A 26,039-nucleotide genomic window follows, 5' to 3' on the forward strand; every position below is an offset into this window, starting at 1 on the left:
TGACACTTAGCAATTGCTGGACCAGTCGACAGCCAACCATGCCGACACCTTGAGGCAGGGGGGATGCTGAACCGGTTGCCAGGCTGTCCGAAGGGCAGTGCCGCCAATTTCAATGGATGGGAAAATGAAAGCGCTTGTTTACGAGGGGCCACGCAAAGTCGTCGTGAAGGAAATGCCCGACGCTAAAATTGAGAAGCCGACCGACGTCCTTGTAAAAATCACGACCACCAACATCTGCGGTTCAGACCTGCACATGTACGAAGGTCGCACAAACATGGAGAGCGGGCGTATCCTGGGCCATGAGAATCTCGGCGTTGTCGCCGAGGTCGGAAAAGGCGTCGAGCGCATCAAGGTGGGTGACCGGGTATGCCTTCCCTTCAACATTGGCTGCGGTTTTTGCAAGAATTGCGAGAGGGGACTGACCGGATTCTGTCTGACCGCAAACCCGGGGGTCGCGGGCGCGGCGTACGGGTTTGCGGGCATGGGCCCATATAGCGGAGGGCAGGCTGAATACCTTCGTGTTCCGTTCGGCGACTTTAACTGCCTCGTCCTGCCGCCAGACGCCGAAGAAAAAGAGAGTGACTACGTGATGTTGTCGGATATTTTTCCCACCGGCTATCACGCGACAGTTCTTTCCGGTGTCGAGCCAGGCGACAGTGTAGTCATCTACGGTGCCGGACCGGTTGGACTGATGGCCGCTCTTTCCGCATCAATAAAAGGCGCAAGCAAAGTCATGGTGGTCGATACCCATACGGACCGGCTGGCGCTCGCGGAAAAGCTCGGCGCCATCCCGATTGATGACAGCGATGGCTCGTCGGCTGACCAGGTGATGGAGCTGACCGGCGGCGAAGGCGCAGACCGAGGCTGCGAATGCGTTGGATACCAGTGCAGTTGCAAGGGCCACGAAGTGCCGAACGCGACAATGAACAGCCTTATCAAGGCGGTGCGGCCGACTGGTGGTATCGGCGTCGTCGGCGTTTTTGTCGCAGAGGACCCGAAAGCGGAAGACGCTCTCGCCAGGAAGGGCCAACTCGCGCTCGACTTCGGCCAGCTTTGGATGAAAGGTCAACACATCGCGACCGGCCAGGCGAACGTGAAGGCCTACAACCGGAAGCTGCGCGACCTCATAGCCGCAGGGAAAGCGAAGCCATCTGAAATCATTTCCCACCAGTTACCACTCGAAAAGGCGGCGGAGGGAGTATGTTCACCGCGCGCGAACGCGAATTGGCACAGCGGTTTGTGGGTGGAAGCGTGTACCAGGCCTTCTTGAGTGCATTCAACTATCATCGCTGGCACGCGCCGGTAAGCGGCGGGATAGCAAAGGCGTACCACGTCGATGGAAGCTACTATTCCGAGGCTGAGTCGGAGGGTATCGACCCGGGCGGGCTCAACGACTCACAGGGTTACACGACTGCGGTTGCAGCGCGCGCCGTTATCGTCATCGACAGCGACGACCCGGAGATTGGCCTCGTCGGCTCCATATTTGTCGGCATGGCCGATGTGTCGTCATGCGTCGTCGAGGCTCTTCCTGGTCAGCAGGTCGCGAAAGGCGATGAACTGGGATACTTCCAGTACGGAGGCTCAACATACTGCCTGGTGTTCCAGCCTGATGTAGTGCAAAGCTTCGCGGCTGGTCCGCCATTCGATGACGAGGCGCCGCCTATCAAGGTCAGCGCGCACGTTGCAACCGCGCGCTAGAGGTCGATGTTGAAAAGGCTCGCGGGGACGTTGTGACAGGCCGCGAGCCACGGCATCCAGTGTGCAGACAGCACGCACGGAGAGCGAGGATTGGACTGGACGGCCGTCGAAAAAACGCGCGTTGAAATGATGACCACCGTCCCTTATCCGTCAATTGCCGCCTGAGCCTGGAGCCGGGGCCGATGCCGACATGGCGGCGTTTGACTTTTTATGCATCTTCTTGTGCGACGTGGTGCCGGACGGTGCCATGGTGTTCGCCCCTGACGCGCCTGACACTGTCTCGGTCGAGCCACCTCCGCTTGGCTTGCTCATGCCCGTGCCACCTTGCCCGCCGGCAGCGCCACCGCCACCCGCGCCCTGTGCGTATACAGCCCCTGAAATACCGATAAACAATGCTGAAATCAAAATTCCTTTTGTCGAGCTTCGCATGGTCGTCTCCTCAAGCGCAGAGCGGTCGTTAGCACCGGAAGGTGTGAGCCCGCGTACGGCGCGCCGCAATTCCCATGCCGCAAATCCGGCCACCGTGCTCTGCCTCCGGACGGCCCCGAATCAGCCAACCAGCCGACGATAAGCACTGAGGTGCCTGACGAGTCCTTGTTTGTCGCCGCGAATCTCGCTCAGCCGGGCCAGGTTGAAATGAGCGTCGGCATGTGTCGGGTCAAGTTCTATGCATCGCTGATAGGCTGTTGCCGCCGCGTCATAGCGTTTCAGCTCTTCGAGAACGACGGCGCGGTTGAAGTGCAGTAACGCGTCATCGGTGAAGTGCTCCAACGCTGCGTCAAAAATGGACAACGCCTCATCGCAACGCGTTTCCGCCTCGCATAGCAATACGCCCAGATTGGTATATGCGTCGTAGTGCGGTGATGGTGCAAGCTCAAGCACTTTCCGGTAGGCCTGCTCCGCACCGACCGCATCTGTTTCGGTAAGTTGCTCGGCAAGTGCGAACCATTCTTCTGCCTGCTCTTCCCGGCTCGCCAGGTTTCGCGGTGCCGCGTCCAGAAACGCGACATCACCTCGGATAGGTGCAACCTCGAAATCGAGCAGGTGCTGGCCCGAGGCCGCGTCCCATTGGGACTGTCCTGACCTGACAGCCACCGATTCACCGACCGATGTGATTCGGATTCCAGACAGCGGAAGTTCGTCAGGGAGTTCGGCTTTCAGCTTGGCAAGCGCCTTCAGAATCTTTCGTGATGACACCTTCGCCGATTGCAGTTGGAATGCGGTGCGAAGGAGCACGACATCCTGAAACGAGAACCGGAGTTCGTTCCGGCGGCCGCGCGCGGGATGGACAAAGCCCGCGTCAATCAATCCGGATAGAACTCGGCGCGAAACGCCCAGTAGGGACTGAAGGCTTCGCAACGAATAGTCCTGTGACAGATTTCGTCTGTTCACTTGCGAGCTCGAACCTTTGCCGGCGGCGCCTCTTTCACGTCGACTCTCGGAGCGGCTCGTTTGACAGGCCGCCGAGGTTTGGCTGAGAGCGCTTCAACTTCCTCTGGCGAAGCCTTTTTCGGTGCAGCCGTCTTTACAGCCGTTTTCGCCGGAGCGGCTCTTTTCGTCTTGTTGGCGCTTAGGCTTGCTCGCAGCGCCTCCATCAGGTCTATCACCTGGCCACCGGACTCCTCTGCTGGCGTCTCCGGAGACACAATCTGTTTGCCTGCAATTTTCCGTTCGATGGCTTCGAGAATCCGCTTCTTTTCTTCGTCTTCGTACGCGGTCGGGTCATATGCGTCTTCCGATACCTGGTCGATGATTTGAAGTGCTAGCTTCAGCTCCGTATCACTAACAGTGACTTGCTCAATGTGCAAATCGCTCAGCGCGCGCACTTCATCGGCAAACAACAATTGCTGAAAGACCATACCATCTTCCGCCGGCCGTATCTGAACGATTCGAGTCTTTCCCTTGTACGACCATTTCGCCAGCGCACAGCGTTCGCTTTCTCGCATAGCTTGTTGCAGCAGGCTATAGGGCTTGCCGCCGCGTTTGTCCGGAGCGATGAAGTACGCCTTGTCGTGGTACAGCGGGTCGACCGATTTTTCCGGGACGAAGGAGACAATCTCCACCACGTGGCTCGCACCTTCCTCCAGCGCCTTCAGTTCGTCGGGAGTGAAGACGACGAACTGGCCCTTTTCGAATTCGTAGCCCTTCTTCATGTCGGCGCGGGCGACAACGGCACCGGTAGCCTCGGATATGTACTGCTGCTTGACCCGGCCGCCTTCCGGCGTCAGGAGATTGAAGCCAACGCCGGCAGCGCTGTCCGTAGCCGAATATAGCTTCACCGGTATGGACACCAGACCGAAGGAAAGCGTCAGCGATGCGATGGAACGCGCTGCCATGAGATTCTCCTGAGACCGGCCGGCGGCAATCCGCAGGCGTGCTTAGACACCATCCGTTTCCGGGGACCACCCCTGCGCAACACAGCATGGGATGCGCCTATCTCTGCTACTACCCATGCACATAGCTTCGAGCCCTCAGACCGTTTGCAGCCCGACAGACGTCCTACCGCAGACGCTTGACGGCTGACGCCAGTGATTGGCGCGTTGACCAATATGCCTCCCACGGGTCACCCGTCTGAAAGCTAAGATACTCTCTCGCTGTTTGCACCGTCCAGTGCGCGCCGCTTTTCAGGTCGGGCAGTTGCTCCCAAGACACTGGCATCGAGACACCCATTGCCGGGCGGGCCCGCGCAGAAAATGCCGTGGCAGTCGTCTGCGCCTTGCCGTTGCGCAGGAAATCAACATAGATTTTGCCAATTCTGTTGGAGGCGCCCGACGTTGCCGAAAATCGGTCGGGGATGGTCTTCGCCAGATGCCGGACGAACGCCTGCGAAAACGCCTTCACCGATTTGTAGTCCAGCCGGGGCGTCAGCGGCACGACAACATGCAGGCCCTTGCCTCCACTTGTCTTCAGCCAAGCCTTCAGCTCCAGTTCAGTCAGCAACGCATGCACAAGCACTGCCGCCTCCTGAATCTGTCTCCACTTGACGCCTTCGCCCGGGTCGAGGTCAAAGATGACCCGGTCGGGTTTGTCGATTCGCAGGACCGTGGAATTCCAGGTGTGAAACTCGACGACATTCATCTGGGCCGCCGACATCAATGCATCAGCGGTATCGACAGTCAGTAGCGGCGGATGATTCAGCCACAAATTGCGGTCATGGGCCTTCAGGCCCGGCATGGCAGTCTTCTCAGCGTGCTTCTGGAAAAACAGCTGACCAGAGATGCCAGTGGGCGCGCGGACCATGGCCAGCGGCCGTTCCTTCAGGTGCGGAAGCATCCATTGGGCAACAGTTTCGTAATACCGCATCAAATCCAGCTTAGTAACGCCGCTTGTCGGGTCGACGATACGCTCAGGGTGCGTGACCTTCACCTGAGGGCCGGGGGTTGGCGTCAGAGTCTCACCGGCCTCCCGGACGACGCGTCGCGCTGGCTTGTCGACGCGCAACCCTTTGAACGACGCCTGCCGCACAACACCGTCCGCAGTCCATTCGGCGAACTCGACCTCGGCAACAAGCTCTGGGCGAACCCAGCGCTCGGCGCCGGCGGCACGCCTGGACCAACGGCTCGGCTTTGAGACGGCCACGTCAAATGGCGTTGCATCGAGTTCGAGCGGTGTCAGGCGAAGCCACAGCTCCCGGCCTGTCCGGGCGTTCCAGCCGGTGCCAACGCTGCCGGCGTCATGGAGCTGGTCGCCGACGTAATATCCGAGCAGAAGGCTGCCGACTTCACCGTCTTTGCCTCCTCGAGCGGTGAAGCCGCAGACAACCAGTTCCTGTCGCAGCCGGCATTTCGCCTTAAGCCATGTCTGGGTCCTTGCCGACTCGTATCTCGAGTCGCGACCTTTCAACATCAGGCCTTCGAGGCCAAGACCAGCCGCCGCTTCGAATATGTTCGCCACCGGAGCGTCGAAGTCCTGACTGAACCGGATGCGCTCGCCTGCGTCTTTGAGCATTTTTGAAAGCAGCGCGCGCCGCGCCCACAGCGGGACCTCCCTGAGGTCCATCCCATCGAAGTACGGGAGGTCGAACAGAAAATAGATTATTTCCTGGTTCCTCGCGCCATCTATAGCGTCCTGGAGAGCGCCGAAATCTGGCAGCCCGTTGCTCAGCACGACAATTTCGCCGTCAAGCCAGCCACTGGAGAGTGGCAGGTTTGCCACATCTGCAGCCAGACTTGGGAGCTTCTTCGTCCAGTCGTGTCCGCCGCTCGTGAACAGCCTCACGCGCCCCTTGTCGACGCGGGCGAGCATTCTGTAACCATCGAGTTTCGATTCGATTATCCAGTCGCCACCCGTCGGTAGCGACGAAGCCAGCGTCGCGCGCTGCGGTTCGAGTTTGGCGGGGAGCGGCGCGCTCGTGGCGGCAGACAGGTCTAGTTCCAGGTTGCTCCTGCGCGCCGGTCGCACGACTTTAGGCTCCCGCTCTTCGAGCAGCCCCAGCGGCTTCTTGGTGACGCTGTCTGGAAGCGCCTTGATGACATCGTATTTCGCCAGCGGTTGTGCCCATGCATCGCGTTTCTTGAAGAGCATCCACTGGTCCTGTTTGTCGTCTGGCTTGGATATGCGGACCAGTTCCCACAAGCCCGCGAGTTTCTCGCCATGGAGCTCAAACATCAGCTTGCCGGCAACCAATGCTTTTCTGGGGTCACCGACTGGCTCCCACGTCCCGCGGTCCCAGACTATTACGGTGCCAGCGCCGTACTGCTTAGGTGGAATCGTTCCTTCGAATGTCGCGTACTCCACCGGATGGTCCTCCACGTGGATGGCTATCCGTTTTTCCTTTGGGTCGTAACAGAGCCCCTTGGGTAAAGCCCACGAAACCAGCACGCCATCCAGCTCAAGCCGGAAATCGTAGTGAAGGCGACTCGCCCAGTGCTTCTGAACGACGAAATCACGGCCCGCCGACCTGCGTGTGGCGGGGGGCGATGGTGCAGGTTCGGGCGTAGCTCCGAAATCCCGCATTTTCTGGTAGCGGCTGAGAGGTGAAGACGCCGCCGTGCGAGTCGTGACCATGGCTGCAGTCGAAGAACGCCCAAATCAAGGTAGATTTCCGCGCGGGTTAACCGCCGGAGGCACAGGCTTTAGTGGCAGCGCCGTGGAGCCGGCCAGACTTCCGTCCGCCCATCGCTCGAACGCCAAAGGTTATAGGCGCACCGTCAAAGTATCGCTCTGCGACGCGCCGACGTTAGAACCTGTTTTAGCTCCGCCCTTCGGTGCCCTTCAGTTCACCATGCTTGTGTGAATGCGTCGCTGCGTACTTCAGTTCGAAATGCGCACCTTTGCCGCTACGTGTTGGCGGAAAGTGTTCGCCTTCGACGCAGGTGACCTCGAAGGTGTCTTTCCCATCATCATGCACGACCGAATAGATACCCGAAACTTTTACTATTTCGCCCGGCATGTATGAACTGTCGCCCGCCATTGTCCTTCCCCTTTAAATGGTTGAGAACAACGACTAAGCAAGCGACGTTCCGAGCCGGCCGAGCGTGGAATAGCCGCTCGGATTACCTGTGGACGCTGGGGAGGAATGCTTAACTTCGAGCCGCCCGAGAATGACGGAAGGTGCGCGCTGCATTGCGCTCCAAGATTGGACTCATTGCTATCAGCAAGCCAATCTTGCACGGTCGGCAGGTGCTCGACGACGGCCGGTGACCAGGGCGGCTCGATTGTGAACGTGACGATTTGGATTCCGTAGCCTCGCGTACAAAGGCATCCGTTCCATGGGAGGCATGGCTGTTGCGTAAGCCAAGAAAATGTTTAAGCTTGCCGAGCCATGTCGACTGTTCTACTCGTTGATGATGACGCCGATAACCTGTGGGCGCTCCAACTGGCACTCGAAAGCGGGGGCCATCACGTGCTAATTGCGCAAAACGGGGCGCAAGCGCTGCGGACTGTCCTGCACCCAATGCCCGCGCTAATCGTTACTGACTGGCAAATGCCTGAGATGGACGGGGCGGAGCTGTGCAGACGAGTCAGATGCCAACCTGCGTTCGCGCATTTGCCAATTGTGATGCTCTCTGCTACGGCCGAGCCGGGCTCCGCCCCAGGCTGCTGGTCAGCTTTTTTTCAAAAGCCGGCCGACCTCCAGAAGCTCTTGCAGACTGTCAACGCGTTTGTAGCAGCGCGACTGACAACCAGCATCACGTCGCCAGCTTTTGCGGGTCGACCGCCTGCTCGCTGGCAACCTGTCAATGAGCGCTGCTGGCCGTAGAACGTTCGCCCGTAGCAATCCAACACTACTCGATGAACGCGCGTCCGAGTGAGGTGAGCGACTTCTACGGTCATCTCCGCAGGGTCCGCGCAAAATAGGTCAAGTTTCGGGCCTGGAGCAAAGTATCGCGACCGTCCGTGTATCCTTGACTAAGCCAGTCGTCATCTGACGATTGCAAATCACTATACCGCTGTGGTCTCGCAGTTTCGTTTCAACGTCAGAAGCTGCTCTGGACTTCATGGAAAGCAATACCGCGTACCCCAACAAAGACGAACTCGCCGGCCGGGGAGCAAGGCAGCCGGACTATGCCCTGGAAAACAGTGCGCTAGTTAGGCTCGCCAAGGCCCAGACAGGGCCGAGGGCCACTCTGCTGCAAGAAATCGCGGCGACGGCACAGTCGATTTGTGGTGCAGGCAGCGCAGGTATCAGCCTAGTTGAGGGGGCTGGCGATAGTCGGCATTTCCGGTGGTTGGCGGTCGCAGGCCTCTGCGCTGACCTGCAGGGTAAGGCGACGGCATGGAACGAGTGCCCTTGCGGGGTAGCGCTAAGGCAGGAGCGCCCCAATTGTTTGTCCGACCACAGGACCAATTCGCTTGCCTCCAGATTCCCGGCGTCAAAGTTACTGAAGGTGTCGTCGTCCCCATACCTGGCGGTGAAGCTCAGTTGGGCGCGATATGGGTGGTGTCCCACTCCGATGAACGTCAGTTCGACCGCGAGGATGTCCGGCTGCTCTCGAATCTTGCTGTGTTCGCCGGGACAGCGCTAACTATCGTTGACGCGCGCGACAGCGGCATTGAGGGTGACCGGCGACATAGTGAATTCATCGCCATGCTTGGACACGAACTGCGCAATCCGATGGCTCCAATTGACAGTGCTATTGGCGCGGCCAAACGTTTGTGTGCCGACAACGCGAAGGCGGTAGAGATATTAACCGTTGCCCAAAGGCAGGTAAGGCATCTGCGAACGCTGGTCGATGACCTGCTTGACGCTGCGCGATTAAAGCACGGCAAACTTACCATCAAACACAGCGACACGTCCCTTAACGAGATTGCGTTTGACGCGTTAGCGGCGGTCAGGCATCACTTCGACTCACGTCGGCATACATTGAAGGTTAGCGGGCTTGATGCGCCTGTTCCTGTTCGAGCGGACCACGTTCGTTTGAGTCAAGTCCTGGGCAATATTCTGTCGAACGCTGCGAAGTACACGCCGGTCGGCGGAACCATCGAGATGACCGTCAGTGTCCACCCGGATGAAGGCAGCCTGGACCCGGCCGGCCAGGTAGTCATCACGGTCCAGGACAACGGCATTGGCATAGACAGCTCGGTGCAACCACTCGTTTTCGAACTGTTTGCCCAATCCGCTCAGGCCCACGCAAGAGCCGAAGGGGGACTTGGGATTGGCCTCGCTGTCGCCAAGCGCATGGTCGAGTTGCATGACGGGACAATATCGCTCGAAAGCATTGGAGCAGGCGCGGGAACCGCGGTAACCCTACGTCTGCCAATACTCCGCGCCCCGTCGGCGCCGGACCAACCTAAAGAGACTGCCGAGGCTTTGGGTCTCAGTCCCGTGCGCCTGCTTCTAGTGGATGACAACCGGGACGCCTTGATGTCCCTCGGCATCCTGCTAGAGCTCGAAGGGCACGACGTCACCACTGCGAGCAACGGGCGCGACGCCATTCGCCTTATGGCGGAAGTTCGCCCGGAGGTGGCAATTGTCGATGTCGGGATGCCAGACGTTGACGGTTTCGACGTCGCACGCGCCGTTCGAGCTGACGGGACCCTCTCTGACATCACGCTCGTCGCGTTGACCGGATACGCGGCTGAGTCCGATAAGTCGCGTGCGCTTGCTGCAGGCTTCGACTACCACCTGACGAAGCCTCTTTCGCTAGAAAAGCTTCAATACATTCTTGCCAACCGGACAGAGGGCAAGCTAGGAGGATTGGTTTGGCCGTATGGACGCACGGGGCTGTGATTGTCTGCAGAATGGCTGCGCTTCTCGTCGACGCCCATTGCGCGGTGAGTCAATCCGCGAAACTTGCGTTGTTGTACTTTAGGGGGCGCAACTGCCCCGCAAAGCCTCGCCAGAAATTGCGGCGTTCATGGCAAAGCTTCGCTCTGCTTTCGGCGACCAGACCATTGACGATGCTGTCAGGCGCGGCAAGCTAGAGAGACTAGGTTTCACGCCCGCGAAAATGGTCGAACTGTTGGCACCGCGAGCCGGCGGACGAGAATGTGTGGCGCGTCGACGCAACGTCCAAGCTGACCTAGGTCAGGCACCTCCCAGCAAGCATCTTTCTGGAGACTGACATGTCCATCACTGCTGTTTTCCTGAACAAAGATGGCGACCAGTTCAGCGCGCAACTAAAACGTCTTGAGGACAACGCCGAGAGCAATCCTCTCGCAGAGGGCGAAGTTCTGGTACGCATATAGCACTCCGGCATCAACTATAAAGACGGGCTGGCGATTGCCAACCGCAGTCCTGTCGTGCGCGCGTGGCCGATGGTCGCCGGCGTTGACGGCGTCGGCACTCTTGAGTACTCGTCCAGCGAAGGCCACCGTGTGGTCGTCACTGGGTGGGGCCTCGGGGAGACACATTGGGGCTGCCTTGCCCAGCGCGCCAGTGTGTTACCAACCTCGAACGGGCAGGTGATGAGGCGCGCAAGGTTGCGAAACGGCTTCGGCGAATTCATGAGAGCGGCGAGACAGGGACCATCAATACGACGGAGTTAAGAAAGTCCGGCGAGCTGGCCTTGATGATTCTGCGCAGGGCTCTCGATGCGTTCGCGCGGATGGGTGCCGTGGCGGCCGGGCAGATTGTCCGCGACGACGAAGCAGTCGACAACTCGTTCCATGCGTTCGGACGCAGGCTCGTCATGCAGATGACAGAAGCTCCCCCGACAATTCCGGTTGGCCTGGAATACATGTTCATCGCGAAGGCCATTGAGCGTATCGGGGACCACGCTACCAATATCGCTGAGTTCGTTGTTTATGTGGTCAAGGGCCGCGATGTACGCCATGTATCCCTTGACCGGCTCGACAAGGAAGTCTTGGCCAACTGAAACCGAACGCGAACGTCCAACTTCCGCGAAGCATTCCGCATGCTACCGATGCGCGTAGAGCGGTAGGAATGGGTCTTTGGCACGCGGCGCGCCGGCGCTGGACGGGCGGTCAGTTCCAACAGCGATAGGCGATGGGCACGGTGGAATGTCCGGGCGTGCGGCCGGCAATGCCAGCATCTTCGAAAAGTCGGCGGCAGCACGCACGCGGGCAGTGAGATTCAGCGAGCCGTTCAATCCAAGCACCTTATCGACAGTTTTCAATATCGACGTGTGGTCATATTGCGTATGGTCGATAGTCCCCGCCGGAACATACGGTGAGATAACGAGAGCCGGGACACGCACACCGAGGCGGTCGAAAGGAAAGTTGTGCCGTCTTGAGCTTCGGATTCTCGCTGGCGCCCGGCGGCACGCATGGGGGAGGACGCACGTGGTCGAAAAAGCCGCCGTGCTCGTCAAACACGACGACGAACATGCTGCTGGGCCACAGGCTGGAGCCACTGATAGCATCGTATAGCGTTTTAACGAGTGCTTCGCCCTTGCGTACGTCGCCTGCAGGATGCATCGAGTCACCGTTGCGGAAATCATTTTTCGCGTCGTACGTGGGCTCTATGAACACGAACTTCGAACTCAGAGAGCCAGCGGCGAGTTGGGACAACAGCATCCCCATTCCGACAAAACGGTCTAGATGTCTCTGCATGCCAGCGATGGCACGCGTCTGGGCAACGTCGCCCTGCACAATGAGCCAGTCTGTCGGGGCGAGTTTGGAGAATATCGTGCCGTTCGGGAACTTGAATATTGGGGCATTCAGAAAGATGGCCTCGAGCACCTCAGCGTCACTAGGCGAGTGGTCAAGTCCATCGGACGTGCCGGCGACTGCAAAAAAACGGTTTGGCCAGGTTGGACCGGGTACTGACGCGAACCAGCTGTCACATACGCCGAACTGCCTGGCGAGGAAGTTAAGTACCGGCAACTGGTCGGGAGTGAACGCGCTGAACGCATCCGCGACGACGTCAGCGTGGTCCTCGTATGTCGCGGCGAACCCGGTGGTCGACGGGTCTACAGCCAGGGGTGGGTAGCCTGTTGAGCCAGGACAAGCGAATCGCTTCTAACCATATCCGCGCTTGCGGAGGGCAAGCCGCACAACTGGACGCAGGTATCGGTAAATTCATGGCCCGGGTCAAAGCCGAGCGCATACGGCGAGCCTCTGCCCAACTGATAGCGCGTACCGGTCCGGCCAAAGTTGACAATCGGTTGCGCCGGCAAACCGTTGGCCGTCGTGGCGCCACCGCCCGGTAGATGGCCAGCAAAAGCCGACAGGCCGAAGATACTGTCGTACGAGCGATTCTCAAGCATGAGGACGAAAACGTGCTCTGTTGCCATTGCTCCCTCCCGTTTTTTGTTGGGCCAGTCTCAGCACCGTACGCCCATGAGCGGGCTCAGGGCGCCCCTGCGCGTCCAGCCATTCAGTTACATCAAGCGCTGCGGCCATATCGCGTAGCAACCGAATGCAATGCGCGCAGGCGCAAGGTTCGCCTCAGGCAGCGTTGGTTGGAAGTCATCGGCAGGACGGGCAAGCGGGTCGGTCAAGCCAAGGGTTAAAAACGCTTCTACGTCTTTATGATGCCTGCCTTGGAAGGGTGACCTTTTCGGCGTGAAAAAGCCGGCGCAAGTATCTGTGGGAGCCCGCTGCTGCGAACTCCGGCGGCGGCTCGTCGGTTATGGCCGCAAAAGACAGCAAATCTGGCTTATCGGGTGCGCTCGAACTTGACCACAGACAGGCGACCAACATTAACATCGTTGCAAGTCGGACATGGACACCTCGCACTGCTAGACGGTGAACGGTACACGTAACGATTCGCTCGCGGCATCACTGGCTTGGCGCACGCGTTGCTCTCATTCGCAGTCATCGCCCATGCTCGACTACTTTGCGCTCCAGCTCGGGCTTCGCACGCTCTGGTCGGATATGACGTCGTCACCTTCCAGCACGCGCGAGACATGCGCACGGTCGTTATCGTCGAGTATCTGCGTCCACTGCGCGGCGAGCGCCTCATCCAGCGTCTCGAGCACGGTGACCGCCACCCCATTCTCGCTGGTGCGCGACGCCAGCGTAAAGCTCGCGTTGCTGGGTCGGTCTACCAGGCCTTCGTCCTCGGCGAGGACCTCCAGAGTGTACCGCCTCGTCATGGTGTGGGCCCCTTACTGGAGATATAGCCCGGCAGCCCCTTCGCCTCAGGCAACCGGCAGGCCGCGCAAGCGTCCGCTAGCATGAGTGCAAAGCCATCGACGGTCGAGCGGCGCACGGCAACCCGCTTCCTGAGAAATTCCGCCCAAGCGAACTTCGCGTTGGATTCGCCAGGATTTTCGAAGACGCCCGCTGTGCGTACGAAAGCAGCCAGGCTCTGGAAAACGTCGTCAGGTATCGTCTCAATAGATTGAGGCAGGTCAGACACCGGAAACTTCCGTCCCTGCTCATCGAAGGGATGCAACCAGCCCCGCTCCGACATGGTCTTCACAAATTGCTCGTCAGTGAGCCCGCTGAAGTCTTCCCTGATGCGCACGGGCGCTTCCGGCAAGCCCATGTCAAACCATGCACGCGCCCAATGATGATGGTCGACTACATGAAGCGTCCCTGATGGCCCAAGGACTGCCGCGATGGCCTGCTCTTCAGCGAACGAGCGCCTTTTCTCAGGTTTGAGTTCGCGGTAGCTCGCCTTCTTGGCTTGTACCTGGACATAGCCAATTGCGCCCTGCGTCGGTCGCAGCACGCCCCACTGGACCCAGCGCTGCGGTAAATTGCCCCCAGTTGTCACCCCGCCTATCGACTGCGATTTGTCTTTCATGTGTGCCTCCGCGGACCGATGACGCATGGACGGTGCCTTCCCGAAATCTCGCAGCAAGCCTCGAGCCCGAGCGGTGGCGAAACCATGTCAGTAAAGGTAGTACGGTCCTTGCAGCAGCGGAAATACCCGCAACAAGGAAGCGACCGTAATCATGGACAGTCCAAATCCTACGTTCGACCGCGAAGCGCTGGCAGAAGCAAACTTCGAGACCTAGGCAAATCCACTGGTCGCCGAAGCCGTCGAACATCCTGCTGCTCAGGACGGTGCGGTCAGTTTTTGAGCTTCCGTGCCGTGCAACTGGCCACGCTTGTGCGAATGCCGCGTATTTCAGTTCGAAGTGCGCGCCGTTGCCACTGCGCGTTGGGGAAAAGCGTTCGCCTCGACCCCTGTGACTTCGAAAGTGTCCTTCCCGTCAACATGTGCGACGAGTAGATGCGGGACACTTTCACCATTTCGCCCGGCCTGTATAAATTGTCGCCCGCCATCGTCGTTACTTTTGAAATGTTGAGAACAGCCATGTGAAGGTGAAGTGGTTCGGGACCGGGCTTTCCTTGCTGAGAAGGGACTCGTGGGCCGAGCCGTTGCCGGACGCCGCACAAGAAGACAGTCCAGTCGGGGTCGCGCCGCCGCCGGAGCGGAATGCGCCCGGCGAGGGAAAGGGTTGGCCCTAGCCCCAACCCACGACGACGGTCTGACCTTCGAGTCGTGGCATTCATCGGGATTCAAGGTCCCCAACGCGCCCCGGCCCGGCCTCGGCGACAGCATCGTCAGCGTCGAAGTCTGTCTAATTAGCAGGCGGTGCCGGTCGAGCAGGCGACATGATGGCAGAAACGCGCCGTTTCAATCTGCTACCTCGCGCTATCGGTACCGGTAACCAGAGGCACAGTGAGGCACGCATTCATCGCCCGCACCGGCGGCCCAGTTCGGGGTTTGGGCGTCCAGACGAGCGGTTGATGCTGGGTCAATGGATTGACCCAGCGCAACGAAGCATGCGGCTAATGGTGACGCGTCGGATGGTCCTTCGACGCTTCCTTGGCGTCACCGGCGTCTTTCCTGGCTTGTCCCGCGCCTTGCTGGACATCGCCTTTCAGTTCGCCATGGTCGATTCGCCTCAGGCGCTTTCGGGCTTGACAATGGGTGTCCGTTCGCTCGGCGCCACTTCCGGAGCGTCGACAAATTCATCGGAGTCGTTCGCTCTGTCAGCTTGCGTGGGACTGCCATCCGGGCAGAGTTGCTGCCGCGCCTGTTCCCAAAATTCATCTGCGCGACCGTCGGGGCATCCAGCCTCCTCCCACAATCGGTAGGCTAGCGAACGAAGTTCCTCTTCGGTCATTTGCGTATCCATGTCCATCCTCGCAAGCTTTTTCAGGGGGATTCAGCAGACTCGTCAACACTACGGGACATAGGCCGTCCGCGCAAGGACCGGACCTTCCCTCAGCGACCGTTGAAGATGACACATACCCAGCATGGGTTGCGCGGCACGAAGGGGGCAACACCATCCGTTCGCGCGGCAGTTGCTTGCTTCAACGGGAGCGAACCATCCACGGGAGCGGTCCCACCGCGGACAACCGGCACAGCAACCGCCGAAGTGCAATCCCGCCGACCAGGACAGCAGCAGCGATGGCGTGCGGGCCGCGCCCGTTCCGCTCAAACATATCTCCGCTTGTCGATTACCTCAAGCACAGGCGCACCCGAATGACGGTGAGCGCGGAACGCGGCTTGCGTCTATGTTGGACACATACCTTCAGGAGGTCCACCATGGCAAACCAGCTGACAGAGCAGCGCGTTCCGGACGACAAATCCGAAAAAACCGTCGACGACGCCGTCGAAGACACGTTTCCGGCAAGTGACCCGCGGTCGACCGGTGGCGTGACTAGAATCGGGTCGGACGAAGCTACTCACCAGACGGCTGGTGAGCAGAGCGACGTTCCCGGCACCGAGCCGGACGAGGACATTCCGGACGAAGAAACGCCTGCCGAACCTTCTCCTGGCGACGTACCGCCGGACGAGGCAGCGCCTCAAGGCGATGCACTTAAATGAAAGCACTGATGGCCCTACCGACTCGAGGCAAGCTCTTTCCGGCAACGGCTGCGGTGCCTCCGTACAGACGCACGGCGGTTATTTTCTGCGCGCCGCGCTCAAGGGGTATTTCTGGCGGAGTCGTGTTGCTCCGACGGCCTCGTAGCTCGCCCACGAGGCGAAGACCGCCCCGGCCGGGCAGCACGGCCAGGCGAAGGGCTATCCGAAATTGAATCAAATACCGGCCTACGCGAGACTTTTTCGATGCTGCAAGCCGTACAGTGTTTCAAAGCGGTCTCGCGCTGGCAGTCGGTCCACTAACACCCTGTCGCAGGGAGTGTCCTCTCATGGAAATCGCACTGTCCGGGTTTCCGATGTTCGCAGCCAGGCTGGCGAACGATGCCGCTGCCGTCTCCATGTCGTACTTCCGGCGCCATCCCGATACCGGGACCAAGCCTGACCGCAGCCCTGTAACCATCGCAGACACGTCGATAGAAGCACAAATGCCTGCAACGATTCGCGCAACGTCTCCGCACCACGGCATCCTCGGCGAGGAATACGGCGAGCTTCAGTTGCAGTCGGAATACGTGTGGGTAGTCGACCCCATCGACGGCACAGCAAGCTTTATCATCGGCCTGCCGTTGTGGGGCACCCTGATTGCGTTGCTTCACGAGGGTGAACCGGTGCTGGGCCTGCTGGACGTGCCAGCCTTGAATGAGCGATGGACTGCCACACCCGCCAGCTGCCGGGCACATGACGGAATGACATGCCGTACCCCGCAGTGCGCGAGCCTAGCGGATGCGACCGTATGTGCGACGTCGCCCGACATGTTCGCCGGCGAAGAGCGGGCAGTATTTGATGCACTGACCTGCCGCGCGAAAGCGCGCCGGTTCGGCGGTGACTGCTACAACTACGCCATGCTTGCGTCGGGTTACCTTGATGCGGTTGTGGAAGCCGGACTGGAACCGTACGACTAAGCGTCTCGGGTTCAAGGACTTGCGCGTCAGGTTGGCGGCCGCCGGGAATGGTCGCGAAAAGTCGGCCAGTCATCAGCAGTTGTCGGGGCGGAACACAGACTGGGAAACGGTGCCCGTTCCTCGATTCGTCAGCGGGTGGCTCTGGCTCGTAGGTAATTTCGATGGGTTGCCGGTGATTCTGCCGGAAGGTACCGTGGTGTTTGCCGCTCTGTCCGGCGATGGTGAGTACCCACTCCACTGTCATGCGATGTGATGCGACCGCGTTCCGGCTTCGCGAGGTACCCGGATGACGGATGGTCTGACAACCGAATGAGGACTAAAACCGCAGGAGACGACGGTCCGGTCGTCTATGTCGTCGATGACGACAAGGGAATCCGGCAGGCTCTCGACATGCTTCTGCGCTCTGTAGGCTTGCGCGTCGAAACTTTCGAGTCCCCGGACGAATTTCTCCGGTCTCCTCGCTGCGCCGGGCCAAGCTGCCTCATCCTCGACGTGCGGCTCCGCGGAAAAAGCGGCATGGCTTTTACCAGGAACTCGTCAGTAGCGGCATGCGTATCCCTGTCGTCTTCATGACCGGTCATGGAGACATCGAGATGGGGGTGAAGGCAATGAAGGCCGGCGCGCTGGACTTCCTTGCCAAACCGTTCAAGGACCAGGACATGCTCGACGCGGTTGCTCATGCCTGGCGCAGGACAGTGAGCGGCTCACGGCAGAAACTGCATTAGCCGGTCTCCGCGCTTCGTACCACTCCCTTTCGCCGCGCGAGAAGGAGGTGATGCCCTTCGTGCTATCCGGTCTGTTGAACAAGCAGATTGCCTCCGAAATGAACCTCAGCGAAATCACGGTCAAGGTTCACCGCGGATAGGTGATGCGCAAGATGAAGGCGCGCTCGGTGCCAGACCTTGTCCGCAAGGCCGAGTCCCTCGGTATCGAGCCCCGTCTGCCCGACGGCGGCCATCACTGAGCGCTGTCGTGCGTTAGCACTTCTGCACAGCGTAGATGATTCGCTAAGGGTTTCCGACAGCGACCGACAGCCAGTGAGTAATCTCAGCAGACGCATAAGGCTTTTGCAGCAGCACCAGTGCGCCGTTATTCGCCGCTTTTGCCTGCAATGCCGGGGTCGGATAGGCGCTGACAAAGATGGTGGGCGGAGCATGTCCCTCGGCACGCAGGCGTTCATGCATCTCGATACCCGACATCCCGGGCATGCGGATGTCGGAAATCAGGCAGGCGGTATCAGCGGCCTTGCCAGACAAAAGAAATTCTTCTGCCGACTCATACATGCGCGCGTGCCAGCCAAGCGACCGGATAAGGCTGCTTAACGCAACACGGACGGCCTTATCGTCGTCGACAATTGAAACCACAGGCGTGACTTGCAAAATGGGGCCCTCAATCATTCTCTCCCGGGATGACGTGTGGTCGGTGCCGTCCGCCTCTCCTGATTAACAGCTTACTTGACAACGGCGTTCAGCGACATGATACGAACGCATATGTGAACCGAACCACCTACGCGCCGGTCGCCCCGTGTATCACTCTCGCACTTCCTGCTTGATGGCTGGCGGAAGACTGAACGAGAAGGTTGCGCCGCCGTCACGATTATTTGAGGCCCAGATTTGCCCACGGTGGGCTTCAACAATTGAACTGGAGATTGCAAGGCCCATTCCCATGCCGGCACTGCGTGTCGTAAAGAACGGCTCAAAGAGTTGCTGAAGATTGGCTTCCTGGATGCCAGGGCCCGAGTCCTTTACTGCGACGACAACATTGCCTTCCGGGTCAAGGCGGGACTGGACGGTAAGTTCGCGCCTGCCGCTGACGCTCGCCATCGACTGCATTGCGTTGATGATGAGATTGACGAGCACCTGCTGGAGCTGCACACGGTCGCCCAGTATCAGCGGCAGCCCGCTGGCAAGACGACGTGTCAGCAGGCCACCGTGGCGCTCAATATCCCGCCGGATAACAGCAGTCGCCTCTTCGACCACGTCGTTGATTGCAATCGGTGCCCGGTCCGGCGGCGCACCCTTCATGAGCGCCCTCACACGTTTCACGATTTCTGCAGCCCGATTTGCCTGGTCTGTCATCTGGTTCACGCAACCCTCGATTTCTTCCATGTCCGGAGGCTGGCGATGCAGCCAGTGCAGGCATGCTTCACCGTTCGTTACGATGGCGGAAAGGGGCTGCCCCACTTCATGAGCAATTGATGCACTCAGCTCACCAAGCGCCGTTACCCGGCTTATCCGTTCCACTTCGCTTTGCGCATGCCGCAACTGCGCTTCGGTTTGCTTCGCCCGCGTCACGTCCATCACGGCTCCGATGAACTGCTTGTTATTCGGCTGGTCGTTGGTTGCATGTGCAACTACACGGACGTGCTTGATGCGTCCATCGGGAAAAAGCAGACGATGCTCGATGTCAAAGTCGGCAGTGGAACTGCTCGCCTTTGCAAGCGTCTCCTCGAACACGGGTATATCGTCCGGATGCACCCGCTGCCTGACGAGCTCAATGGTGGGCGCGACCTCCAGGTCGTATTCAAAGATGGAAAAAGTCTGCTCGGACCAGAAGACTTCGCCGCTCGAGAAATTCCGTCCAAAACTGCCAGTCCTGCTTAGCTTCTGCGCTTCGGCGAAGTACTGTGCCTCACTCTTTCGAAGCAGGTCCTCGGCGCGCCTGCGCCGCGTGATGTCGTTGTTGGTCTCAAGCGTGGCCAACGGGTTTCCCGCACCGTCGCGCTGCAGGGCCCAGCGGCTCGTCACGATTATCTCGGTGCCGTCCCGCCGCGTGTGAATCAACTCGCCCTCCCACTGGCCGTCGCGAAGAAAAATGCGCTGGAGCTCCTCGCGAGGCAGCGGAAACACGGAATTCAGAAGTTCGTCGATGAACTTCCCAACCGCCTCTTCCTTCTTCCATCCATAGAGTGTCTCTGCTGCCTGATTCCAGTAAGTAATCATGTCATGCTTATCGCGCATGATAATGATGTCGTGCGTCAGCTCCAGCAACTGTGCTTGGGCGCGCTGCGTCTTCTCAACGCGGCGAATCCGCCTGACAAGGGTGGTGATGGCGAGTGATGTGACGAGAAAGGCAACAAGGGAAAATAAATCCGCGGTGTTGCTAATGCCGAAGCTATTGATGGGTTCCGTGAAAAAATAGTTGAGTAGCGCCGCGCCAACCACCGAGAAAATGACCGATGAGATGAAGCTGTCCAGCAGGGACAGGAGAACAACGGCAACCAGAAGGAAGAAGCCAGCGGTGCTCGCTTCCTGCTCCAGAATGACACAGCTTGCAGTAACGGCTCCGAGCGCGATACAGGCTCCAAGCCACAATGTCGCCAGGTACCCCAAGCTTCTGCTTTCATGTGAAGAACCTAGTGCCCGCACAAAACGTCTCCCCTTAGCGTAACTGCACCTGCCGGTTGCATCGGTCGCCGGATAGTAGCCGACGCCTTCGACTTCTCCGACTGTTCGGTTTTCGTTTCTGCGTTAATTGCAGAATGAAAAAATACTGCCCGGGGTGAACAGGGAAGCGCTGTATCGGTCCGACACGCGCGGAGCGCTTTTTCCTGTTTCTTGCAGTATGACACCGCTCGATAAGTCTTCTCACCGCGGTTATACGCTCGTATAAGCGAGTTACGCTAACGCGGCGTCGGCCTATCCAACCGTAGAATAGATTCGCCTTTCGCCAACGCCTACTCTTGTGTCATGGTGACAGCGCTCGCCGTGATGACAGCGCAAGCTCCGCAAGTCAGCGGGCATTCGACCTCTGCAATGTGCGCGAGCGACGAAATAACTGTTGCCGGCAAACAGAGAAGTGAAAACCCATCGCTTTGGGGCCGTGCCATGGTGACGGTATTGCTGGTCGACGACGACATGAACCTGCTTAAGGCGCTTGAGATATTGGTCTGCGGGGAAGGTTACGAGGTTATGACTGCGTCGAACGGGCGTGAAGCGCTGCAGGCAGCACGCCGAAGGCGTCCGGACATTGTGGTGTCTGATTTCATGATGCCGGTCATGGACGGTCCCGCCCTCATCGGCGCGCTTGAGGCCGAGCCTGCGTTCGCAACTATTCCTGTCCTTCTGAACTCAGCGCTGGCGACACCGCCGCCCCACCTGCGGGTGTCGGCGTTTCTCAGAAAGCCTTTTGCAGCCTCGCGCCTGCTCGAACTGCTTCGGCTGCACAGTCCGCAGGTCACAGTGGGGTCGTCGCCTTCACCGGTCACCTCGATACGCCAGCAATGGAAGGCATACCTCACTCGTGAAGCATCGCCTGAGGCGGAGTGTCTCACGGTGCGGTTCGCTCATCTGGCCACAGGAGGTCCAAAATGAAACTGGATGCCGCGATGTTTGTGCGACTGCGTCGTCTCGCTCCGGTTCTTGATGACGTGCTCAACGCAGGACAGGTAGAGCACGCAGACCAGGCGGCGGGCCTTGCGTCACTTGCCCAGCTATGCTCCCAGCTGTCGGACGCTTACAACCGGCACCACCCGGACGAGATTGCGCAAGCGCGAGCCGACGCCCTTGAGTCGCAGTAAAACACCACCTGTGGACTGGCTGGCAGTTCCAGGTATAGGCGAACATGTGGTCTCCTTCGCATTCCCTACCAATGTCTTCCGTTATTTCGCGGCTCGACGCCGCTCTAAAATCGTCGGTGCGTTTATACGCCCGTATAAGCAAGCTACGCTAACGCAGCCCTGACCTATCCTACCGTAGAGTAGATTTGCCCTCCGGCAAAACCTACTCTTTTCTCATCGAGACAGCGCTCGCCGTTATGACACCGCAAAGCTCGCTGTTCGGCCCGACGACAACATCGCATTTGGGCCCAACTCGTTCCCTTTTTTTACGTCTCAAGGAATCATCGTGTCAGCTATTCTGCATAACTGGATATATGTCGGAAGCAACGCGTATTCGGAGTACACGTTCGTGCCGTGGCTTGGCAGGAACATCTATCGCCGTACCGTCGACCTCTGCGCAATCTGCGTCCAGTAGCCGCGAGTCTTGGGTATGCGACCTTTCGTGCGATTACTGCTTCACTCTTTTCGGAAGAAGGGAACAGCTCGCCAATGGATAGCTACGGGCATCGTTCCCAAATCATTGGAACCCGAACAACGGCGGTCAGGCAGATGCGTGACGAATGCGATGCCGGTACGTCCCATATCCTCTTGCCGCAAGCAAAAATGAAAACAATTCTAGTCGTGGATGAAGAACGCTGCATCGTGACCGCATGGAAACGCATCCTTCAATTGGAAGCTTATCGAGTCCTGACCGCAAACAATGGCCGTGAGGGGCTTTTCGCCGCTAACGGGGAAAAGCCTGACCTCATCATCACAGACCGGTCGACGTCAATAATGTATGGCGTTGATTTTCTCCGCCACTTGAAGCTCGGACGGAAGTTCGCGCGGACTCCTGTCATTCTCACCAGCGCTGACCCTCTGGACCCTGCCGATGCGACACTAGGGGACGAGTTTTTGCTTAAGCCCGTATCCATGCAGATGCTGCTAGCATCGGTACGACGTTTGCTGAATCCATGTCCATGACGTTTCCGCAATGTCCTCCTGGATGGTGCCGCCTCAAGCGCCGTGAGACCCGGCTCCGAGCCGCGCCGCTGCGCAAAGCTTCGGGGTGCATCCGCAGTGACTGGGAGGTATGCGCGCCTGCGCTCAGCGAGAACTGTTCGCACCGCTCTCTCCGAGGTAGACGCGCTGATTGTCAACTTTAAGTTGAAGACGGTTTTACTGTGGCTGCAGTTTTCGGGACGTTGGACGTTGTAGCATGCTTCATACACCTAAATAAATCACATCGCAATTCTCCTATCTCGGACCACTCCATGTATTTCCTAGCTTCCTTCGTAGTCAATCTCGCCCATGGCACGGCCTTTCAACGCTTCACGTCGAGCGCACCGTCCACGAAGAGGAAGTCGCGCTTTCCCTGGCTTTGACATCCCGTTGCCCACGGGCCTCACCGCACCAAAGTGCCCCGATGAGCCGGCTAGGGTGCAATACCAAGCCGCCACCACTGCGCAATCTCCGTCGTAGCTTCCGTGTATCTCGCCCCCAAATTCGTGTTTGCGCTGAACGTGGCGCTTACTAGCGTGAAGACGGTTGACGCGGCTTCTTGCCACGGATGTGTTATTTCAAGGGGCTCCGTCATCACTCGGCCGGCAGCGGGAGTCGACCGGCTGCCAGCGCGAGGCCGCCGGTCCGCTTCGGGGCTGCTGCCCGACGTCGCGGTCAGCCGGTGCGCAACGAAACAGTCAAGCGCACGCAACAGCAAGGACAGGTCCACTGGCTTGCGGAGATTCATTGTCCAAGACGGCGGCCCAACCGTCGGTTCAGGCGCCGCCGACATGAGGACAATCGGTAGCTGGGCGAATACAGGCTGGCACGGCAATCGTCTGCACAGTTCGGCTCCATTCATCTCCGGCATCTCGAAGTCGGTGACCACGAAGCTTGCGGGTTCGTGGGCGAGCGTTCGCAGCATCACCTGCGCTTTCTGCAAGACGGACACGATGGCCCCGGCTCTCCAGCGCAAGCTGCAGCGGCCCACAAACTCTCCAAATCGTCATCGACCAGCCGCAGAGTGGACATGGCGCAAAAATACGGTGTCACCTGGGCCACGCGCGCAACGGGCGTGCCTCGGCGCAGCGGGCGCCCCGCTCGTAGGAATCGCGCACGATGACGAGTCAACCGGCATGCGTCTTACCGAAAGCCAGCTGTCAGAATGGAACGTGAGATTTGACGAGGATTGTTCCAGGCGCCATACGGACGCATTGACACAGTCAGTCCTGACCATCCGCCGCAAACGAAGATACGGAAGTTTGGCCGTGCATCACCAGCGAGCGACATGCATCAACAAGGTCCTCCGCATTTGTGGGCTTTGTCAGAAAATATCCTTGGACATGGTCGCAGCTTGCGTCGCGCAGGGCATGTAACTGCTTTTCCGTTTCGACGCCTTCGGCCGTCACCTTCATGCCTAGTTCGTGCGACATCTGAATGATGCCCCGGACAATCGACGCGGTAGCTGCGTCGCAACCGAGCCGCGCCGTAAACGAACGGTCAATTTTCACCGTGTCCGGCGAGAAGTCAGCCAGATAGCGTAGGCTCGAGTAGCCCGTCCCGAAATCGTCGATAGCGATACGCACGCCAAGGCGCTTCAGCGCTTGAAGCGTCTTCTGCGCGAGTGACGGGTTCTCCATCAGCGCAGTTTCAGTCAGTTCGATTTCAAGGCAGCGCGGCGGCAATTGATGCTTGCGCAGCGCCTCGTCAACTACGGCGACGATGGTGTCATCCCTGAGCTGGCGCGCTGACACGTTCACCGAGATGCAAAGCCCCTTTTTTCCGGCGGTCCGCCAGACCGCCAGTTGAGCCAGGGCCGCATCCATTACCCATGCCCCAACTTCCACGATGAACCCGCTCGCCTCGAGTATCGGGATGAAGCTGCAGGGTCCCACCATGCCTCGCGTTGGATGGTTCCATCTAAGGAGCGCTTCAACGCCTTTCACGGCCAGGGAAGCTGGCTCGTGGATACCCTGGAAATGAAGGACGAATTGCTCGGACGCGAGCGCCTTAGGCAGGCTGCGTTCCAGTTCAAAATCTCCAAGTACATCGCTGGACGCCTGGTCGGCAAACCTGAAGCCGTTGCGCCCACCCTTCTTTGCCCCATACATTGCAATATCCGCGCTTTTGAGGAGCGCCTCGTGGTCCCGGCCGTGTTCAGGAAACAGAGAAATGCCGATAGACGCCGTGACGAACGGCTCAGCGTTGGCTTTCCGAACGTCGCTCGAAAATACGCCGAGAAGAGATTGCGCCAACGTTGCCAGCGTGTCCTTGTCCGTCTCGCCGCTGATAATTACCGCAAACTCGTCTCCTCCAAGGCGCGCAATGCATGCATCGGCAGGAAGTGCTCCCTGGATGACCTCCGCGATGTCCTTCAAGAGACGGTCAGCGGCAGTATGGCCCAGCGTATCGTTGAGCACTTTGAATCGGTCGAGGTCAATAAACATGAGACCGAAGGGGACGTTCTGTCTGCAAAGCGTCTTCATCCGCCGAACAAGGGCGCTACGGTTAGCCAAGCCCGTCAGTCCATCGGTGTAGGCTAAACGGTCAAGTGCCTCCAGGCGTTCCTGTTCTAGCGTGATGTCCTCGCTAACCCCAACAATGCGCACCAGGTCTCCGGACTCATCGCGGACGGGGTAAGCCGTGCTTCTAATCCAACACAGGCAACCATCCGGGCGTCGGATGCGGTATTCGAACCGGCCTTCGGCCGCTTCAGATGCGATGCGACGCATCTCGGCGCGCAAAGGTTCCAGGTCCTCAGGCAACTCCAGCTCGAGCCACGCGGAAGGCCTCCTGCTGAGCTCTGTAGGCGTAATGCCGAACACGCGCTCAACCCCTGCGCTTACATGATGGAAGCGTTCGAAATCCGGGCTATATGAATAAAATACAAGCCGCACATGCGACTCCATCTCATGCATCAGCTCATCACGTTCGCGAAGTGTTTTCAGCAACTCGCATTGCTGGGTGACATCTTCCGAGGCGCAAAGAAGCGCGACAACTGTGCCGTCCTTGCCAGTAACTGGCGACAGCGTGGAGTTCCACCATTTCTTACGTCCCTTGGTGGTGGCGCAGACTCCAGTGAAAGATGTGCGCTTCCCTGCAAGCGCGCCACTGCAGGCGTTTTCCGCCGCTGTGCGGTCGTCCGCGCTCCAGAAATTCAGCCAGTCCGCGCCGGCCAGTTGCTCCGGTGACTCCGCTTCCATCAATGTGGCGCCATGCTCTGACACCCACAACATTTTTCCATCTGCAGACAGCAGCTTCAGGCAGTCGCGATTCGAACTTAACAGTCCACTTGCTAGCGCGACAGCGGCACACTGCTGGGCGTAGTCAGAGCCAAGCTTTCTGCAAACAGCCGCGAACCCCGCGACGCCTGCCGCAATGGACAAGGCAAGCCGTACGGTAATCGCCGCTTCACTGGCTGCATGATGCACCAGTGCACCGATGCCAACTGCGGCAGCAATAGCAATGAAGATGCATCCCAGAGGTGGCGACCTGTGTTGACCATATCGGAAGAGGAAATAAGAGAGGAACTGCTGGTTTCGTGCTGCGCAGGCACCGGGGTTTGCGCCCGCATCGTCCCGAAACCGATTCGCACTGCTTTTTTTAGGGTGCCATGCCGCCTTAAATGTCACGCTGTTCTCCGACTACCTGTTCGAGTGGCAGGCTGAACGCTATGTGCCACCCACGTCTTTACTATTACGGTCGG

25 protein-coding genes and 3 pseudogenes are annotated in these 26,039 nt (G+C 59.1%); 13 read left to right on the forward strand and 15 right to left on the reverse strand.

Annotated elements, in window-relative coordinates; translation table 11 throughout:
- Nucleotides 1–124 precede the first annotated feature (124 nt).
- Together RW095_RS14395 and RW095_RS14400 are read left to right on the forward strand one after the other, a co-directional pair.
- Nucleotides 125–1,270 carry a glutathione-independent formaldehyde dehydrogenase gene (locus RW095_RS14395; protein WP_317019611.1) on the forward strand — a complete coding sequence of 382 codons (1,146 nt, stop codon included), beginning with the start codon at nt 125–127 and terminating at the stop codon, nt 1,268–1,270.
- Nucleotides 1,201–1,698, forward strand: a pseudogene (locus RW095_RS14400) (phosphatidylserine decarboxylase); the annotation flags it as partial. The gene RW095_RS14395 and the pseudogene RW095_RS14400, both read left to right, overlap by 70 nt.
- Before the next feature lie 549 nt (nt 1,699–2,247).
- On the opposite strand, the gene RW095_RS14405 reads toward RW095_RS14400, so the two are convergent.
- From RW095_RS14405 to RW095_RS14420, 4 genes are all read right to left on the reverse strand, one after another.
- The gene (locus RW095_RS14405; RefSeq protein WP_317019612.1) at nt 2,248–3,090 is read right to left on the reverse strand and encodes a tetratricopeptide repeat protein; all 843 of its coding nucleotides are present in this window, start codon (nt 3,088–3,090) and stop codon (nt 2,248–2,250) included.
- On the reverse strand, nt 3,087–4,034 hold the full coding sequence (gene ku / locus RW095_RS14410) for a non-homologous end joining protein Ku (RefSeq protein ID WP_317019613.1): 948 nt from the start codon (nt 4,032–4,034) through the stop codon (nt 3,087–3,089). Before ku ends, RW095_RS14405 begins: the two co-directional genes overlap by 4 nt.
- A gap of 163 nt (nt 4,035–4,197) precedes the next feature.
- Nucleotides 4,198–6,705, reverse strand: coding sequence for a DNA ligase D (gene ligD / locus RW095_RS14415; RefSeq protein ID WP_317019614.1), 2,508 nt, complete (start codon nt 6,703–6,705; stop codon nt 4,198–4,200).
- Between the two features lie 184 nt (nt 6,706–6,889).
- Entirely contained in the window at nt 6,890–7,111 is a 222-nt protein-coding gene (locus RW095_RS14420) for a hypothetical protein (protein ID WP_317019615.1), read from the reverse strand.
- 351 nt (nt 7,112–7,462) lie between these two features.
- Between RW095_RS14420 and RW095_RS14425 the strand changes: the two genes are divergently transcribed.
- The 4 genes from RW095_RS14425 (at nt 7,463) to RW095_RS14440 (ending at nt 10,958) form a co-directional block, all read left to right on the forward strand.
- Nucleotides 7,463–7,900, forward strand: a complete 438-nt coding sequence (locus RW095_RS14425; RefSeq protein WP_317019616.1) for a response regulator — start codon at nt 7,463–7,465, stop codon at nt 7,898–7,900.
- 564 nt (nt 7,901–8,464) lie between these two features.
- The gene (locus RW095_RS14430) at nt 8,465–9,871 is read left to right on the forward strand and encodes a hybrid sensor histidine kinase/response regulator (protein WP_317019617.1); all 1,407 of its coding nucleotides are present in this window, start codon (nt 8,465–8,467) and stop codon (nt 9,869–9,871) included.
- Nucleotides 9,872–10,206: 335 nt separating this feature from the next.
- A complete protein-coding gene (locus tag RW095_RS14435) occupies nt 10,207–10,329 on the forward strand; it encodes a hypothetical protein (protein WP_317019618.1) in 123 nt (40 codons plus the stop codon).
- A 164-nt stretch (nt 10,330–10,493) separates the two neighbouring features.
- A complete protein-coding gene (locus tag RW095_RS14440; protein ID WP_394365138.1) occupies nt 10,494–10,958 on the forward strand; it encodes a phosphate signaling complex PhoU family protein in 465 nt (154 codons plus the stop codon).
- Nucleotides 10,959–11,000: 42 nt separating this feature from the next.
- On the opposite strand, the gene RW095_RS41450 is transcribed toward RW095_RS14440, so the two are convergent.
- From RW095_RS41450 to RW095_RS14465, 7 genes and pseudogenes are all read right to left on the reverse strand, one after another.
- Nucleotides 11,001–11,300: an alkaline phosphatase family protein gene (locus RW095_RS41450; RefSeq protein WP_394365139.1), complete on the reverse strand. Its 300-nt coding sequence runs from the start codon at nt 11,298–11,300 to the stop codon at nt 11,001–11,003.
- The gene (locus tag RW095_RS14445) at nt 11,233–12,024 is read right to left on the reverse strand and encodes an alkaline phosphatase family protein (RefSeq protein ID WP_317019854.1); all 792 of its coding nucleotides are present in this window, start codon (nt 12,022–12,024) and stop codon (nt 11,233–11,235) included. The genes RW095_RS41450 and RW095_RS14445 overlap by 68 nt, the downstream gene beginning before the upstream one ends.
- Nucleotides 12,015–12,338 carry an alkaline phosphatase family protein gene (locus tag RW095_RS14450; RefSeq protein WP_317019619.1) on the reverse strand — a complete coding sequence of 108 codons (324 nt, stop codon included), beginning with the start codon at nt 12,336–12,338 and terminating at the stop codon, nt 12,015–12,017. Before RW095_RS14450 ends, RW095_RS14445 begins: the two co-directional genes overlap by 10 nt.
- Nucleotides 12,339–12,630: 292 nt before the next feature.
- Nucleotides 12,631–12,747: pseudogene (locus RW095_RS41760) on the reverse strand (SOS response-associated peptidase family protein); the annotation flags it as partial.
- Nucleotides 12,748–12,878: 131 nt separating this feature from the next.
- On the reverse strand, nt 12,879–13,142 hold the full coding sequence (locus tag RW095_RS14455) for a hypothetical protein (RefSeq protein WP_317019620.1): 264 nt from the start codon (nt 13,140–13,142) through the stop codon (nt 12,879–12,881).
- Nucleotides 13,139–13,798 carry a ParB/Srx family N-terminal domain-containing protein gene (locus RW095_RS14460; protein WP_317019621.1) on the reverse strand — a complete coding sequence of 220 codons (660 nt, stop codon included), beginning with the start codon at nt 13,796–13,798 and terminating at the stop codon, nt 13,139–13,141. Before RW095_RS14460 ends, RW095_RS14455 begins: the two co-directional genes overlap by 4 nt.
- A gap of 1,111 nt (nt 13,799–14,909) precedes the next feature.
- A complete protein-coding gene (locus tag RW095_RS14465) occupies nt 14,910–15,131 on the reverse strand; it encodes a DUF2934 domain-containing protein (RefSeq protein ID WP_317019622.1) in 222 nt (73 codons plus the stop codon).
- A 425-nt stretch (nt 15,132–15,556) separates the two neighbouring features.
- Here RW095_RS14465 and RW095_RS14470 point away from each other — a divergent pair, with 425 nt between their 5' ends.
- From RW095_RS14470 to RW095_RS14480, 3 genes and pseudogenes are all read left to right on the forward strand, one after another.
- Nucleotides 15,557–15,838, forward strand: coding sequence for a hypothetical protein (locus RW095_RS14470; RefSeq protein ID WP_317019623.1), 282 nt, complete (start codon nt 15,557–15,559; stop codon nt 15,836–15,838).
- Nucleotides 15,839–16,164: 326 nt separating this feature from the next.
- On the forward strand, nt 16,165–16,794 hold the full coding sequence (locus RW095_RS14475; RefSeq protein WP_317019624.1) for an inositol monophosphatase family protein: 630 nt from the start codon (nt 16,165–16,167) through the stop codon (nt 16,792–16,794).
- Between the two features lie 309 nt (nt 16,795–17,103).
- Nucleotides 17,104–17,758 (forward strand): annotated as a pseudogene (locus RW095_RS14480) (response regulator transcription factor).
- 43 nt (nt 17,759–17,801) lie between these two features.
- Here the strand turns inward: RW095_RS14480 and RW095_RS14485 are convergent.
- Together RW095_RS14485 and RW095_RS14490 are read right to left on the reverse strand one after the other, a co-directional pair.
- The gene (locus RW095_RS14485) at nt 17,802–18,191 is read right to left on the reverse strand and encodes a response regulator transcription factor (RefSeq protein ID WP_317019625.1); all 390 of its coding nucleotides are present in this window, start codon (nt 18,189–18,191) and stop codon (nt 17,802–17,804) included.
- 132 nt (nt 18,192–18,323) lie between these two features.
- Entirely contained in the window at nt 18,324–20,126 is a 1,803-nt protein-coding gene (locus RW095_RS14490; RefSeq protein ID WP_317019626.1) for an ATP-binding protein, read from the reverse strand.
- Nucleotides 20,127–20,483: 357 nt separating this feature from the next.
- Between RW095_RS14490 and RW095_RS14495 the strand changes: the two genes are divergently transcribed.
- The 4 genes from RW095_RS14495 to RW095_RS14510 all read left to right on the forward strand — a co-directional run bounded on the left by RW095_RS14495 (nt 20,484) and on the right by RW095_RS14510 (nt 22,315).
- Complete coding sequence (locus RW095_RS14495; RefSeq protein ID WP_317019627.1) at nt 20,484–21,107, forward strand: response regulator; 624 nt, start codon at nt 20,484–20,486, stop codon at nt 21,105–21,107.
- Nucleotides 21,104–21,313, forward strand: a complete 210-nt coding sequence (locus RW095_RS14500; RefSeq protein ID WP_317019628.1) for a hypothetical protein — start codon at nt 21,104–21,106, stop codon at nt 21,311–21,313. Before RW095_RS14495 ends, RW095_RS14500 begins: the two co-directional genes overlap by 4 nt.
- A gap of 325 nt (nt 21,314–21,638) precedes the next feature.
- Complete coding sequence (locus tag RW095_RS14505) at nt 21,639–21,767, forward strand: hypothetical protein (protein WP_317019629.1); 129 nt, start codon at nt 21,639–21,641, stop codon at nt 21,765–21,767.
- A gap of 74 nt (nt 21,768–21,841) precedes the next feature.
- Nucleotides 21,842–22,315 (forward strand): response regulator, encoded by a 474-nt coding sequence (locus tag RW095_RS14510; RefSeq protein WP_317019630.1) that lies wholly within the window; start codon nt 21,842–21,844, stop codon nt 22,313–22,315.
- Between the two features lie 451 nt (nt 22,316–22,766).
- On the opposite strand, the gene RW095_RS41460 is transcribed toward RW095_RS14510, so the two are convergent.
- On the reverse strand, nt 22,767–23,258 hold the full coding sequence (locus RW095_RS41460) for a PleD family two-component system response regulator (RefSeq protein ID WP_394365149.1): 492 nt from the start codon (nt 23,256–23,258) through the stop codon (nt 22,767–22,769).
- 298 nt (nt 23,259–23,556) lie between these two features.
- On the reverse strand, nt 23,557–25,965 hold the full coding sequence (locus RW095_RS14515; RefSeq protein ID WP_317019631.1) for a sensor domain-containing protein: 2,409 nt from the start codon (nt 25,963–25,965) through the stop codon (nt 23,557–23,559).
- Between the last annotated feature and the right edge of the window lie 74 nt (nt 25,966–26,039).

The organism is Paraburkholderia kirstenboschensis, from assembly GCF_032806925.1.
In the GTDB taxonomy this organism is placed as follows: domain Bacteria; phylum Pseudomonadota; class Gammaproteobacteria; order Burkholderiales; family Burkholderiaceae; genus Paraburkholderia; species Paraburkholderia kirstenboschensis.